This is a genomic window from Aliivibrio friggae (assembly GCF_057368515.1).
The window spans coordinates 2,682,870-2,698,114 of sequence record NZ_CM170648.1; the positions used below are offsets into that span (position 1 = coordinate 2,682,870).

The 15,245-nt window shown below is 39.4% G+C and carries 13 protein-coding genes; 8 read left to right on the plus strand and 5 right to left on the minus strand.

The genetic code is table 11. The features are described 5' to 3' along the window. The first annotated feature begins 164 nt into the window (after positions 1-164). A complete protein-coding gene (locus tag AC2INI_RS12435; protein WP_060992689.1) occupies positions 165-1,466 on the plus strand; it encodes an anaerobic C4-dicarboxylate transporter in 1,302 nt (433 codons plus the stop codon). A gap of 68 nt (positions 1,467-1,534) precedes the next feature. On the opposite strand, the gene AC2INI_RS12440 is transcribed toward AC2INI_RS12435, so the two are convergent. Continuing rightward, complete coding sequence (locus tag AC2INI_RS12440) at positions 1,535-1,960, minus strand: universal stress protein (RefSeq protein WP_122033796.1); 426 nt, start codon at positions 1,958-1,960, stop codon at positions 1,535-1,537. Positions 1,961-2,188: 228 nt separating this feature from the next. Between AC2INI_RS12440 and AC2INI_RS12445 the strand changes: the two genes are divergently transcribed. From AC2INI_RS12445 to AC2INI_RS12465, 5 genes are all read left to right on the plus strand, one after another. Then, the gene (locus tag AC2INI_RS12445) at positions 2,189-4,039 is read left to right on the plus strand and encodes a protein-disulfide reductase DsbD (RefSeq protein ID WP_486304946.1); all 1,851 of its coding nucleotides are present in this window, start codon (positions 2,189-2,191) and stop codon (positions 4,037-4,039) included. A 107-nt stretch (positions 4,040-4,146) separates the two neighbouring features. Further along, positions 4,147-4,947 (plus strand): glucosamine-6-phosphate deaminase, encoded by an 801-nt coding sequence (gene nagB / locus AC2INI_RS12450; protein WP_486305731.1) that lies wholly within the window; start codon positions 4,147-4,149, stop codon positions 4,945-4,947. 664 nt (positions 4,948-5,611) lie between these two features. Beyond that, positions 5,612-7,564 carry a PTS mannitol transporter subunit IICBA gene (locus tag AC2INI_RS12455; protein WP_045101048.1) on the plus strand — a complete coding sequence of 651 codons (1,953 nt, stop codon included), beginning with the start codon at positions 5,612-5,614 and terminating at the stop codon, positions 7,562-7,564. Between the two features lie 78 nt (positions 7,565-7,642). Beyond that, the gene (locus AC2INI_RS12460) at positions 7,643-8,791 is read left to right on the plus strand and encodes a mannitol-1-phosphate 5-dehydrogenase (RefSeq protein WP_486304947.1); all 1,149 of its coding nucleotides are present in this window, start codon (positions 7,643-7,645) and stop codon (positions 8,789-8,791) included. A 46-nt stretch (positions 8,792-8,837) separates the two neighbouring features. Continuing rightward, complete coding sequence (locus AC2INI_RS12465) at positions 8,838-9,368, plus strand: MltR family transcriptional regulator (protein ID WP_122033799.1); 531 nt, start codon at positions 8,838-8,840, stop codon at positions 9,366-9,368. Between the two features lie 21 nt (positions 9,369-9,389). Here AC2INI_RS12465 and arsJ read toward each other — a convergent pair whose 3' ends face one another. From arsJ to AC2INI_RS12485, 4 genes are all read right to left on the minus strand, one after another. Continuing rightward, positions 9,390-10,592 carry an organoarsenical effux MFS transporter ArsJ gene (arsJ, locus tag AC2INI_RS12470; protein WP_486304948.1) on the minus strand — a complete coding sequence of 401 codons (1,203 nt, stop codon included), beginning with the start codon at positions 10,590-10,592 and terminating at the stop codon, positions 9,390-9,392. 68 nt (positions 10,593-10,660) lie between these two features. Beyond that, on the minus strand, positions 10,661-11,158 hold the full coding sequence (locus AC2INI_RS12475; RefSeq protein ID WP_486304949.1) for a phosphatase domain-containing putative toxin: 498 nt from the start codon (positions 11,156-11,158) through the stop codon (positions 10,661-10,663). A gap of 30 nt (positions 11,159-11,188) precedes the next feature. Continuing rightward, positions 11,189-12,190 (minus strand): ArsJ-associated glyceraldehyde-3-phosphate dehydrogenase, encoded by a 1,002-nt coding sequence (locus AC2INI_RS12480; RefSeq protein ID WP_486304950.1) that lies wholly within the window; start codon positions 12,188-12,190, stop codon positions 11,189-11,191. Between the two features lie 16 nt (positions 12,191-12,206). Further along, positions 12,207-12,536 carry a metalloregulator ArsR/SmtB family transcription factor gene (locus AC2INI_RS12485; RefSeq protein WP_122033803.1) on the minus strand — a complete coding sequence of 110 codons (330 nt, stop codon included), beginning with the start codon at positions 12,534-12,536 and terminating at the stop codon, positions 12,207-12,209. Positions 12,537-12,794: 258 nt separating this feature from the next. Between AC2INI_RS12485 and AC2INI_RS12490 the strand changes: the two genes are divergently transcribed. Both AC2INI_RS12490 and AC2INI_RS12495 read left to right on the plus strand, forming a co-directional pair. Next, entirely contained in the window at positions 12,795-13,781 is a 987-nt protein-coding gene (locus AC2INI_RS12490) for a sensor domain-containing diguanylate cyclase (RefSeq protein ID WP_486304951.1), read from the plus strand. Positions 13,782-13,981: 200 nt separating this feature from the next. Next, a complete protein-coding gene (locus AC2INI_RS12495) occupies positions 13,982-15,208 on the plus strand; it encodes an NAD(P)/FAD-dependent oxidoreductase (RefSeq protein ID WP_486304952.1) in 1,227 nt (408 codons plus the stop codon). The last annotated feature ends 37 nt before the right edge of the window (positions 15,209-15,245 follow it).

The following is a 15,245-nucleotide window of genomic DNA, read 5'->3' on the forward strand; positions in this document are numbered from 1 at the left end:
GTAACACCTCAAATAGCGAGCTCACTGAAGCTCGCTTTTTTTATCTTCTCAATATTTTATTTATAAAAAGATAAGTAATCATTCATACTTTTATTGGTTTGCTGTATATAGCTGTGCAATAAAAATCTGAATAATTATTTTAAATTTAAACACTGGAGTTATCTATGATTGCTGTACAGCTTCTTGTCGTACTACTGTTCATCTATTTAGGTGCACGTATTGGCGGTATCGGTATCGGTTTTGCGGGTGGTGCGGGCGTACTTGTTCTTACCATGATCTTAGGACTAGACGCAGGTTCTATCCCTATCGACGTTATTTTAATCATCATGTCTGTAATTACTGCCATTGCTGCTATGCAAGTGGCTGGTGGTATGGATTGGTTGGTTGACCTAGCAGAGAAATTCTTACGTAAAAATCCAAAACGCATTACTTTCTACGCACCAATCGTGACTTATTTCATGACGATGCTAGCAGGTACAGGTCACACTGCATTCTCTACACTTCCTGTTATTGCAGAAGTAGCTAAAGAACAAGGTGTTCGCCCTTCTCGCCCACTTTCTATCGCTGTTGTTGCTTCTCAAATTGCAATCACTGCGTCTCCAATCTCAGCGGCGGTTGTTTTCTTCTCTGGTATCCTTGAGCCATTAGGTGTGGATTACTTAACGCTATTAGCAGTATGTATTCCATCTACATTCCTAGCGTGTATGGTTGGTGCATTCGTTGCTAACTTCCTAGGCTGTGAATTGAAAGATGACGTCGTTTATCAAGAGCGTCTTGCAAAAGGCCTAATTAAAATGAACGGCGCAGGTAAACGTGAAATCTTACCTACGGCAAAAGCATCTGTTTATATCTTCTGTGTTGCTATCGTTGCGGTTGTTGCTTATGCAACCATGATCAGTGGCAGTGTTGGTCTGATTGAACACCCAACCATTGGTCGTAACGAAGCTATTATGGCATTAATGCTAACCGCTGCTGCTGCTATCGTGACGTTCACTAAAATTGATGCATCTAAAATTGCTAACGCGGCAACATTCAAATCAGGCATGAGTGCGTGTGTGTGTGTTCTTGGTGTTGCGTGGCTTGGTGATACGTTTGTCTCTTCTCACATTGGTGAAATCAAAGAGTTCTCAGCAGAGATCCTTGCACAATACCCGTGGATGCTAGCAATTGTTTTATTCTTTGCTTCAATGCTTCTTTACTCTCAAGGCGCGACAACTACCGCTCTAATGCCTGCAGCCCTTGCGATTGGTGTTGCTCCAATTACGGCAGTTGCTTCGTTTGCTGCAGTAAGCGCACTGTTCGTTCTTCCTACTTACCCAACGCTACTTGCTGCGGTTGAAATGGATGACACCGGTTCAACACGTATTGGTAATCTTGTATTTAACCACCCATTCTTTATTCCGGGTGTTGCAACGATTTCAACGTCTGTTGCACTAGGTTTTGTATTCGGCGGTATTATTCTTTAATTAAGAAAATGCATATATACCTCCCAAAATGGCAGCTAATATTAGCTGCCATTTTTTATGCCCGTTCTTTATGAGCTGATCGGGACAACTAAAATATCGACTGGAGTATGATGAATTAACGGTCGAGAATACGAAATTATTTTACTTAAAAAGTCATGATGATGCCCACAAATCAATAAATCGATCTCATGCGCTTTCACTGCAGCTTCAACTTTATGGCTCAGATCCCCCGTCCCTACCCAAAAGCTTTCAATCGGGAAATCGGTATATTGCTGAAAGTCAGTCAACCATTTATTTGATGGTTCATTTAATGGCTTACGCTCAGGGTCAGCCTGTATATCAATTAAATCTGGATAAATCTCACCATGAGTTCCATCAATGTGAATAAAAGAAACTTTTGCATTTAATAACTCCGCCATTGAAACGGCTCTATCAATCAACACATGACTCTCTTTGGAAAGATCTAATGCAACAAGGATATGTTTGTATTTCATCACGCAGTCCTCTTATGGCTCATTCTATTAATTAATCATCGCAACAAGCATAGTTTCTAAGCAGACAAAAGAGTGTCGTAGGGATCTCGAAACCGTGACAAATAAAAAATAATTACACCAAGTACCGAAGAGAAATGAGCAGATCATTAACGTAATTGATACTATACTTGCCGAACTCTTGACCATTTCGATAGTCATATCCATATCTATTTTTATAAAGACTTTCACATGACGAACTTACTCCGTTTTCGAGCAGCCCTTTTATCATTTTTCATTCTATTCAGCTCCTTTGCTCCTCAAGCTGTCGCGTCTTTTGACCTGACTAAATTACAAGGTGAGCAAACCTCTTCTTTTGTGACAGTGAATGAAGCTTTCCCATTTAATTTCATGCAGCAAGGGGATCGTGTCTATTTAGATTGGCAAGTAATGCCTGATTACTACCTTTATCAACAACGAATTTCAGTTACTGCGAATGGCGCTGAAATTGCGAATTTAGTCATGGAAGAAGGTACACCTCATAACGATGAATTTTTTGGTAATGTAAACATATATACAGAACCGCTTACGATCACAGTTCCTCTTATCTCGGTTAGTGATAATGCAGAGTTAACCGTGCGATACCAAGGCTGTGCCAAAGCCGGATTCTGTTATCCACCTGAGATCCGTAAAATTCCACTATCCGCACTAACAGGGTTAAGTTCGTATCAAGATGAAACGGCCAACACCCATGTTGTGGCAAAAAGTGATAGCGCACCGGTTAGCGTAGAAAAGAACACATCGTTGGCTCCTGAACCAAAAGTAGTCTCTCAAACTCAACAGCAAGAACTGGCTGACAACTTGGGTGATGCTTGGTGGACTCCATTTTTATTCTTAGCGCTTGGTATTGGACTTGCGTTCACACCTTGTGTACTGCCTATGTACCCTATCTTAACGGGTATTGTTTTAGGTGGCGGTAAACTGTCTCATGGCAAAGCTTTCAAGCTCTCTTTTGTTTACGTGCAAGGCATGGCATTAACTTACACCTTACTTGGGTTGGTGGTTGCTTCGGCGGGCATGCAATTTCAAGCGGCACTACAGCATCCTTATGTATTGATTGGTTTGAGCATCATGTTTGTTCTGCTTGCCCTATCAATGTTTGGGGCTTACACCATTCAACTGCCAAGTAGCCTACAAACTAAATTAAATGACATTAGTAACCAGCAAAAAGGCGGTAACCTAGGTGGCGTTTTTGCAATGGGCGCAATCTCAGGTTTAGTCTGCTCACCATGCACCACTGCACCACTGTCTGGAGCCCTGTTGTACGTTGCCAAAAGTGGAGACTTACTAACGGGTGCTGTTGCCCTTTATGCTCTGGCTATTGGTATGGGTATCCCACTAATTCTAGCCGCTGTATTTGGTAATAAACTGCTACCAAAAGCCGGTGTTTGGATGACTCATGTAAAAACACTGTTTGGTTTTATTTTACTGGCTGTTCCTGTTTTCCTACTAGAGCGTATTCTTCCTCATAGCATCACACCATTTATTTGGTCTGCTCTTGGCGTTGCTGCGTTTGGTTGGCTCTATCATGTCAAAGCAACCATGCCTCAATCTTGGAAAACAAGTGTTGCTGGGATCATCGCGATCTTAGGTATTGTTGGCTCAGCAATTCCGGTGATTGATGCTATTTCAGGGAAAAGCAATACAGAAGTAAACACCACCACTCAAGCAGTGACGTTTAAAAAGATAAGTACGATTGAAGACTTAAACAGAGAGTTGGAAGCAGCCAAAGCCCAAGGAAAACCAGTCATGCTCGACTTTTATGCTGACTGGTGCGTCGCGTGTAAAGAGTTTGAAAAATACACCTTTCACAATGAAAAAGTAGAACCACTTTTAGGTGAGTTTATTTTACTGCAGGCAGACGTAACCAAAAATAGCCCTGAAGATATTGCACTGCTACAACAACTAAAAGTTCTTGGTTTACCAACCATCGATTTTTGGAATGAAAATGGGAATTATTTATCTGACGCTCGATTAACAGGATTTATGAAAGCAGAGCCATTTATACAGCATTTGCAGCAAAGTGTGAGCTCGGTTAAATAATTTAGGTCCTTTATTGACCAAAATCATTAGCATTACGAAGATACTTATTTTACAATGCGAATTAACGCAATTAAGCAAACTATTACATTAATTTTTTGAGGTATATGATGAGACTTATTCCATTAAACCAAGCAGAACAAGTAGGCGCATGGTCAGCACAGCACATTGTTAACCGCATCAATGAGTTTAACCCAACAGCAGATCGTCCATTCGTTCTTGGTCTTCCAACTGGTGGTACTCCTCTTAATACTTACAAAAAGCTAATCGAACTGCATAAAGCGGGTAAAGTAAGCTTTAAGAACGTAGTAACATTCAACATGGATGAGTACATCGGTCTTGATGCTAACCACCCTGAATCTTACCGTACTTTCATGTTTGAAAACTTCTTCAACCATGTAGATATCCAAGAAGAAAACATTAACCTTCTAAACGGTAACACTGATAACCACGAAGAAGAATGCCAACGTTACGAAGACAAAATTAAGTCTTACGGTCGTATTAACTTATTCATGGGTGGTGTTGGTAACGACGGTCACATTGCATTCAACGAGCCTGCTTCTTCTCTAGCATCTCGTACTCGTATCAAAACACTGACTGAAGATACCCGTATTGCTAACTCTCGTTTCTTCGATGGCGATATCAACCAAGTACCTAAGTACGCGTTAACAATCGGTGTTGGTACTCTACTTGATTCTGCTGAGATCATGATCCTAATTACTGGCCACAATAAAGCTCTTGCACTACAAGCTGCTGTTGAAGGTTCAGTAAACCACCTATGGACAGTTTCTGCGCTTCAACTTCACCCTAAATCAGTAATCGTTTGTGATGATGCATCACAACAAGAACTGAAAGTGAAAACAGTTAAGTACTTTAAAGAATTAGAAGCTGAAAACATCACTCACGTGTAATTTTTGACTTCAATTAAATAAAAAAAGGAGAACATAATGTTCTCCTTTTTTTTAATTTGATTAACCACATCGTCTCATATCCCCTAGTTAGTAAATTCATCCGCTTTTATTTTCCTACGTCCTTCTTCTATTCAGAACATTCACAGTCTTTTTAAAACCTAAATTCTTTGCTTTTGGTAAACGACACCCATGATTAACCAAGATAGACCTTAATACCCCTCACCCCTTAAGGGGTAATTATATTTGTAATAAAGTTTCACTTTAAGGTATTAACAATGAAGCCATTTAATTCGAATCGTGAAAGAAATATCAAAGTGAGATCTAGATCTTGTTGGGGTTTTATTATTTAAATATAAATTCAAAATAAGTGATTCGCATCACCTTTTTCCCTCTAGGTGGATACCAATAAATGTGACGTTGCACGATTTATTATTATTGACAATATTGCTTTTAACTATTTGTTGTAAAGTTTCATATCAATAACGTTATGGAGATCTACTTTATTTGGATTAGTTGCTGAGGTTTTGTGGAGAGAATCACGAATTTCCCGTTATCGGTTCTATTAAAAAATCTATGGTAAATTATGTCTGTACTTAGAAATTAACCAATGGCTTTGGCGAGCCATTTTAGAATATTTAATAAAACCTCAAACGGGGAATCACTTATGATATCACCAGATGCAAAGATCAAGATACAAAATTTTGGTCGTTTTTTATCAAATATGGTAATGCCTAATATCGGTGCGTTTATCGCATGGGGCTTTATCACTGCTTTATTTATCCCAACAGGTTGGATCCCTAACGAAGCATTAGCGAAACTTGTTGGCCCAATGATTACATATCTACTTCCACTACTAATCGGTTATACCGGTGGTAAATTAGTTGGCGGCGAACGTGGTGCTATCGTTGGTGCTATTACAACAATGGGTGTCATTGCCGGTACTGATATTCCAATGTTCATGGGCGCAATGATGGTTGGTCCTATGGGTGGCCTAGCGATTAAACTGTTCGATCAAAAAGTCGATGGTAAAATCAAAAGCGGCTTTGAAATGCTAGTAAACAACTTCTCAGCCGGCATTATTGGTATGCTATGTGCGATTGTTGCTTTCTACTTTATTGGTCCTTTTGTTAAAGTATTATCAGCCGGCCTTGCAGGGGGCGTAAATTTCCTAGTAGAAGCTGGTCTTCTTCCGCTGACTTCTATTTTTGTTGAACCCGCAAAAATTCTATTTCTAAATAACGCGATTAACCACGGTATTTTCTCTCCTCTTGGTATTCAACAAGCAAACGATGTTGGTCAATCTATTTTCTTCTTAATTGAGGCGAATCCAGGTCCAGGCTTAGGTATTCTTCTTGCTTACATGTTCTTTGGTAAAGGTTCTGCAAAACAAACAGCTGGTGGTGCATCAATAATCCATTTCTTTGGTGGCATCCATGAAATTTACTTCCCATACATTTTAATGAATCCACGTCTAATCCTTGCTGCTATTGCAGGTGGCATGACAGGAGTATTTGTTTTAACTCTATTTAATGCAGGTATGGTTGCTCCAGCGTCTCCAGGTTCTATCTTTGCTATTTTATTACTAACACCAAAAGCATCAGCTATCGGGGTTATCTGTTCAATTTTATCAGCAACAGCAGTTTCATTTACTGTAGCTGCACTACTAATGAAAATGCAGACAACATCAGATGAAGATGACGGTACGTCATTAGATGACGCCACTGCAGCAATGCGTGATATGAAATCAGGCTCAAAAGGCAAGGCTTCTGGCATTACTGCTGAGAAAAGTAATTCACCTAAATTAAATAATATCCAAAAAATCATCGTAGCGTGTGACGCCGGCATGGGTTCAAGTGCCATGGGTGCCGGACTTCTTCGTAAAAAAGTCCAAGCAGCAGGCCTAAACATTAGCGTAACAAACTGTGCTATCAATAACTTACCTACGGATGTCGATATTGTGATTACTCATAAAGATTTAACGGACCGTGCACGTAAGCACGCAGAAAATGCAGAGCATATTTCACTTACTAACTTCTTAGATAGCCATATCTACAACGATTTAGTTGCACGTATCATGGCATCAACTTACCCAGAAGCCGCGAACGATGATGAAATACCACAAGTCTCTCCAGTAGCAGCGAATGATGAGTTTTTTGAACCACAAAAAGCACAGCCATTTCAAATTGAAGAAAAAAATATTCACCTTGGACTAACCTTCAAAACAAAAGAAGAAGCCATTCAATACGCCGGAGAACAACTTGTATCTCTTGGCTACGCAGAACCAGAATATGTAGCAGCGATGTTTGATCGTGAAAAACTAGTACCAACCTATCTTGGTGAATCTATTGCCGTACCACATGGAACAATAGAAGCCAAAGACCGTGTAATCAAAACAGGCATCGTCATCTGTCAGTATCCATCAGGTGTTCAATTCACTGAAGACGAAGATGATGTAGCTAAATTGGTTATCGGTATCGCAGCTAAAAATGACGAGCACATACAAGTAATTACCTCTATTACCAATGCGCTTGATGAACCTGGTGCCATTGAAAAACTAACATCCACTAACAGCGTTAGTGAGATTTTAGAAATTCTTTCAGGCGAACAAGCAGCATAACAATCATATAGAAATATAGATCAGCTCTCCCCCTATAGGGTTGATCTATCTCCTAATATCAAATTGAAGGTAATTATTATGAAAGCAGTACATTTTGGCGCAGGCAATATCGGTCGTGGTTTTATTGGTAAAGTTCTTTCTGATTCAAACGTCGCTGTTACATTTGCAGACGTTGATGCTCCATTAGTTGATCAACTATCTCATGACCAATCATATAAAGTGAAAGTCGTTGGTTCTGAGTGCCAAATAGACACAGTTACACACGTAACTGCTGTAAATTCGGCAAGTGCCGATGTAATTGACCGCATTGTACATACCGATTTACTAACAACCGCGGTAGGTCCTAACGTATTAAATATTATTGCGAAAACCATCGCAAAAGGCTTAACCAAGCGTTTTGAAGCAAACAATAGCTCACCACTGAATATCATTGCTTGTGAAAATATGGTTAGAGGTACCACTCACCTTAAAAACGAAGTCTACTCTCATCTTGATGAATCTTTTCATGCCCGTTGTGATGAGCTAGTTGGTTTTGTTGATTCTGCGGTTGACCGTATTGTTCCGCCGTCAGAAGCGGCGAATGACGACTTACTTGAAGTGACTGTAGAAAGCTTCAGTGAATGGATTGTTGATGAACAACAATTCAAAGGTGGCGTACCTAATATTGCAGGAATGGAAAAAACAGACAACTTAATGGCGTTTGTTGAGCGTAAGCTTTTCACCTTAAATACAGGTCACTGTATCACCGCTTATCTTGGTGCGTTAAAGGACCATGAAACTGTACGTGATGCTATTCAAGATCCTGAAATTAGAGCTGAAGTAAAAACAGCAATGGAAGAAAGTGGCGAAGTACTTATTCGTCGCTACGGTTTTGATAAAGAATTACACGCTGCTTATATTGAAAAAATTCTAGGCCGCTTTGCGAATCCATACTTACGAGATGAGATTGATCGTGTTGCACGCCAGCCAATTCGTAAATTAGGTGAAAATGATCGCTTAATCAAACCCTTATTAGGTACAATAGAATATGGCACCAAGAACAAAACATTACTAAAAGGTATTGCCGCTGCATTTAAATATGTCAATGAAACAGACCCTCAAGCAGTTGAACTACAAGATTATCTAAAAGTGTCAGGATTAAAAGCAACATTAGCTCATTACACAGGGCTAGATGAAAACGGTATCGAAGCGATGGAAATTGAAAAAATATTCAACGCACTAAACTAATAATAAAAATAAGAGAGGCGACGGCCTCTCTTCTTATGGCTATTTTATGACAGAAGTAATTAATGAATCTTACATTATTGAGCGATTAGACAACGCCCCATCAATGCGTGGTTTTTTTATTATTGCCGTCGATATTCTAAATGAATCTATTGACGGTTTAATTCAGCGCATTTTCCAAAAAGATAACTTTGCGGTTCAATCTGTAATTGGTCCTTTACTACAAGATTCTGGCCCACTGGGTGATTTAAGTGTGCGTTTAAAGCTGCTCTTTGGCTTAGGTGTTCTACCGAATAAAACCTATCATGATATTGAAGGCATCATTAAAATACGCAATGCCCTTAATTCAGCAATGGAAGATGTACAATTCACAGATCCTCAAATAATCACCCCAATAAACAAGCTTAATTTAATTACAAGAATGGGAATGATGCAGTTAGAAATACTACCGCTAAATGATGATACTGATTTGATTTTTTATCAGATGCAAGTCGATAGACAAAAGCAAATGATCCGTTCAGGACTCTCACTTGCTATTGTAGATATTTGTTCTGAATTACAAAAAGAAAGTCCATTTTAACGGCTTTCTTTTTGCAAAAATTTATCTCTTAGGCAACTTAATCGATATCACCGTAGCCAATAGCAAGAACCCAAACGACACCCATAAACAGGCAGCTAGCCCTGCTATCTGAAATACCAATCCCGATAAAATAGTCCCAATTAAGCGTCCCATCGCATTTGCCATATAATAAAAACCAACATCCATCGACACCCCATCACCTTTGGCATAGCTGACAATTAAATAAGAATGTAGCGATGAGTTAATCGCAAACACAGCACCAAAGATTAATAATCCAATGACGATAACATATTGAGCTTGCCACCCTATTTGCACACCATAGGCAATAAGCCCAGTAACCAGAGTTAATAAGCCAGCCCACCACATTGCAGCGCGTCCATCCGGTACTTTACCTTCTGCTTTACCTGTTATTTTTGGTGCGAAGCCTTGTACAAATCCATAACCAATCACCCACAGAGCGAGAAAACCACCAACCCACGAATGGTCCCAGCCAAAGGTTGTGCCTAAGTAAATCGGTAATGCGATCACAAACCAAACATCTCTCGCACCAAATAAAAATAAGCGCGCAGCGGAAAGAATGTTGATCTCACTCGATTTAGAAAACAGCTGTGTAAATTTAGGCTTAGATTTGGCTTTACCCATATCTCCATCAAGAAAAGCTAAACTACCAATCAATACCACAAAAAGAACCACAGCCATGGCGATAACTGCCGCTTTAAATCCTATGGTAGAAAGTAGAACCCCTCCTAAGAAGAAACCCGCTCCTTTTAGTGCATTTTTAGATCCCGTTAAGATAGCAATCCACTTGTAGAGAGCTCCTTCTTGATCGCTTGGCACTAATGTTTTTATCGCACTTTTAGCACTCATTTTATTGAGATCTTTTGCGATACCAGAAAGAGCTTGAGCCGCCATTACCCAAGGGATAGTTAGCCACACAGTAGACACAGCAAGCATCAATAATGCAAATACCTGCATCCCTAAACCGACGTTCATGGTTTTATTTAACCCCAAACGTGCACCAAGCCAACCACCAATTAAGTTAGTCACCACACCAAAAAATTCATAAAACAAAAAGAGCGAAGCAATGGCTAAGGTGCTGTAACCTAAATCATGAAAATAGAGCACCACTAACATGCGTAATGCGCCATCGGTAATAGTGAAGTTCCAGTAATTGAACGTCACTATCATGTACTGTCGTACACTATGACTTAATTGAGAAAACATAAAATTCATCCGTTCAAATAAAAAAGCCCCAGAAGATAATCACTTTCTGAGGCCTTATCTAAAATTGATTATTTGCTAGCAAGCGCATCAATATATTCAATTTGTACTGGCTTCGTGAAAGCGCCTGGACGTAATGCTTGAACCTGCTGCTTAATCACATCCAGATCCCAACCTAAGTCCAACAATAAATGCCCAGCAAGCAAACCTGTGCGACCAGACCCGCCCATACAATGCATTGCTACCTTGCCATTATTTTCTAATACTTGTTGCAGCTCAGGAGTCGCTGATTTCCATTGTGCTGCAAACTCATCACCCGGTGCGCAATCGTCTTCAATTGGTAAATAAAACCATTTCATGCCTAGACGTTGCACTTCTTCACCAAGAGAGCCTACGCCTTTTTCTGTTAACTCATCTTGGTTTAATGCCGTTGCTACCGCTTCAACACCTTGTGCTTTTAATTGCTCTAATGAGGCCGTTAACTCAACCCCTTTTGTTCCCGGACACGGAGTCAAAATTAATGCGCCATTAGTGCCAGTAACCGGTAGTTCCCAAATAGGATGTGTCATTTTAGATTCCTTAAAACAATGCCATTAATATTAAGCTAAACCAACGTTACGAACCAACTCAGCAGTACGAGTTGCATAGCCCATTTCGTTGTCATACCAAGCGTAAATCTTCACCATGCGCTTACCCACAAGCATAGTAGATAGCGCATCCACAATCGTTGAGCGCTGGTCGCCTTTGTAATCAATCGATACAAGTGGACGCTCTTCGTATCCTAAAATACCGTTTAGATCACCTTGTGCTGCATCCTTTAATAACTGATTTACTTCTTCAACCGTGGTGTCTCTTTTTACTTCAAAGATAATGTCAGTCAGTGATGCATTAGCTAAAGGAACGCGTACCGCATGACCATCAATTTTATCTTTTAGCTCAGGGAAAATTTCTACAATCGCTTTAGCAGAGCCTGTTGTTGTTGGGATCAAACTCATGCCACACGCACGTGCACGGCGAAGGTCTTTATGGGGAGCATCTAAAATGGTTTGTGTATTGGTCAAATCATGAATAGTGGTAAATGCTGCATTTTCGATACCCAACCCTTTATTGATAACTTTAACAATTGGAGCGAGGCAGTTGGTTGTACAAGATGCTGCAGTCACAATTTGGTGAACAGCTGGGTCAAAAATATCGTCGTTCACACCAACTACAATGTTCGCAACGCCTTCTTCTTTGACCGGAGCAGAGACAACTACTCGCTTAACACCTTGTGCTAAGTATTTATCTAAAAATACGCGCTTACGGTGCACGCCCGTCGCTTCAATCACAACATCACAACCTGACCAATCAACCGCGTCGATGTCTTTTTCTTGCGTGGTTTTAAGCTTTTGGTCACCGATGATCATAATACTTCCATCAGTAGTCACTTCATGCCTCCAACGCCCTTGAATTGAATCAAACTCAAGTAAATGCGCCAATGTATGGGTATCTCCTGCCACATCATTGATTTGTACAAACTCCAGTTCAGGCCAATCAAATGCCGCTCTTAATGCTAAGCGTCCAATGCGGCCAAAACCGTTAATACCTACTTTAATTGTCATCGTCTTAATCCTTAATTTAGCAACACACTTTCATTGCGTTTAATTTATCAGTGTCTTTTTTGTATTGAGCTTGCAAACAATTCGATTGCTTCAAACCCTCTATAATTTTGTTTAACCAGCCTGGTAATTCGGTGCTGATTTGGTAATACACCCACTGACCTTCACGCGTATCAACCAATACACCTGATTGACGTAGCAAAGCTAAATGACGTGAGATCTTCGGTTGGCTTTCATCTAATGCTTCTGTCAGTTGATTTACGCATAAACGACTTTCACGAGCGATAAGTAACAGACAGCGCATGCGCGTTTCATCAGACAGCAGTTTGAAAAATTGATGAGGTAACATAAAAAGCCTTAAATATGGATATATGCATTTCCATATATAATAGATAAAAAATGGGAAAGATCAAGGATAGAAAACTAAGTGTCATAAAAGATTCATATAAGAAAAATAAAACAAAAAATAGCGCTTCAGCAATCACTTTCCTAAACTAAAAGATAAATAGTGTGGTTTTAAAGTTAATTCAAAGAAATTAATATTAAATAGTGATAGTTTTATAACTATATAAAGTTCAAATAATAATCGCTTTACATGGATGTGCGTATGACAGCATTTTTGACTTCTCGTTTTGATTCACAAGATAACATTATTGACCTATCAAAATGGCAAGAACTTGCAGATTTAATTGTTGATATTTTTGATGCTGATTGTGGTGCTATTATCGAATTTACAGGCCGTTCTTTTCATACTCTTGTAAGCAGTAATAATGACACAAACTTTCTTCATCAAGGCTCTCAATGGTCTAGTGACAGTAAAAGTTTTTGTCGTACGATTGTTGAAACAGGTAAAGAGCTATACGTTCCGAATGCATTAGAGAGTGAATATTGGATAAATGCACCCGCGGTTGAGAATGGCCCTGTAAGATCATATTGTGGAGTTCCCGTCTTTCACCCTGATGGTTCTATTTATGGGACTGTTTGTGCGATAGATACAAAACATACCAATTATAAAAATGCATTAATTAAACTATTACTTCACCTTTCAAAGCTCATCACTGCTGACTTAAAAATGGCATACGAAGCTGAACAACATAAACAAATGGCCCTGACCGATTCAATGACAGATCTACTTAATCGTCGCGGTTTAGACGTTTTAGGTAAGCAAAAACGAAAAGATGCAAAACGATACCAAAAAACTATTGGTATTCTTTATCTTGATATTGATAACCTAAAACAAGTAAATGATAATTTTGGTCACTCAACTGGAGATCAATGCATTCAAGTCTTGGCAGATATTCTAAAAAGCGAAGTCAGAGAGTCAGATCTTATCGCTCGTACGGGTGGCGATGAATTTATTGTCTTAACGTTATTAAATAAAGAACAAGAAACTGAATTAAATGCCCTTTCATTACGCATTCGTCAGCGTTACCAAAAGAAAACACAACACCAGCCAGGTCTAAATATCAGTAGCATCAGTATTGGCCTGCACCTTGAATCCCATAACTCAACAACCTCACTAAAAGACATGTTCATGAATGCTGATGCCTCTATGTATAAAGAAAAAGAGCAGAAAAAAAACACCATCGAATAATGTAATTCAAACAAACTGCCAACTATTACGTATTAGTAAAAGTGATTTTCTTTTTATGGCTATTATCACGGTTTAAGAAATAAATATAATGCTCACATCCAAGCAGAGTGCACTATTTAAATACTCTGTTAAATAATACATTCCGGCCTTTGCCAACGCTTTGAATTGATTTCAAAGTTTATATTATGTGAGTAAAAATTATGTCCCGAATCATTGTGGTTGGTGGTGGCGCTGCTGGCCTAGAATTATCAACCCTATTAACTAAATCAACCCGTAAACAAGATGAAATCATTTTAGTTGAACCAGAAACACATCATTATTGGAAACCTCGTTTACATGAAATCGCTGCAGGTACGTTCGATAGTGATTTAGATTCGGTCTGTTATTTTACTCACGGTGCTCACCATGGCTATCAACATTACCAAGGGGCAATGACAGATATCGATCGTGAAAATCAAACCCTCTTCGTTCGTCGCCCTGATGGTACAAAATCAGGCCTAAGTTATGATTATCTTGTGGTTGCTATTGGTGCAATCAGTAATGATTTTAATACCTTAGGCGCTCAAGATAACTGTTTATTTTTAGATTCAGCAGGACAAGCTCGCCAGGCGTGGAACCAAATTAGTCAAATATTACGTGAAGGTAAAAACAGCACTATTAATATAGTTGGTGCAGGTGCAACAGGCGTAGAGCTGTCAGCAGAATTAGCTCGAGTAAGTAAAAAACTAAAACGTTATAACGCCTCATCTTTAAACATTAATTTGATTGAAGCAGCGCATCGAGTTCTACCAAATAGTCCACAAAAAATGTCTGACAAAGTATTAAAAGAACTAGAGAAAAGCGGTGTCAATGTATTACTTGAAACTCGTATTAGTGAAGTAACGACTAATGGAATGAGAACCAATACTGATAAATTCTTGGGTGCCAATATTCAATTCTGGGCCGCTGGTGTAAAAGTACCTGATTGGCTAAATGGGATTGGGAACTTAAGCTACAACCATATGAACCAAATTAACGTAAACCAAAATCTGAGCTCAACAGAAGATCCTCGCATCTTTGCTATTGGCGATTGTGCTGCTATTCCACAATCTGATGGTTCTTTTGTACCACCAAAAGCGCAGGCGGCTAACCGTGCAGCTGTTCACTTAGCAAAAAGCTTAGGTCGTTATTTACGTGGTAAAGAGTTAACTGATTTTACCTTCCAAGACGGTGGTATGGTGGTTGCTGTAGGTCATCACTTTGCCGTTGGTACCTTTGCTCCAGGTACGCGTTTAGAAGGGAAATTAGTATTACAAGGTCGATTGATTCGTCGTTTATACGATACTATTTTCCGCCTACACCAGAGAACAGTAACGGGTATGTTTACCGTTTCACGATTAATGATAACTAAGCGATTAAAGGCTTTCTTTAAACCTGCTGGTATTTAAGTTATATCGATTCGACTTCTGATAAAAAGTGATACAA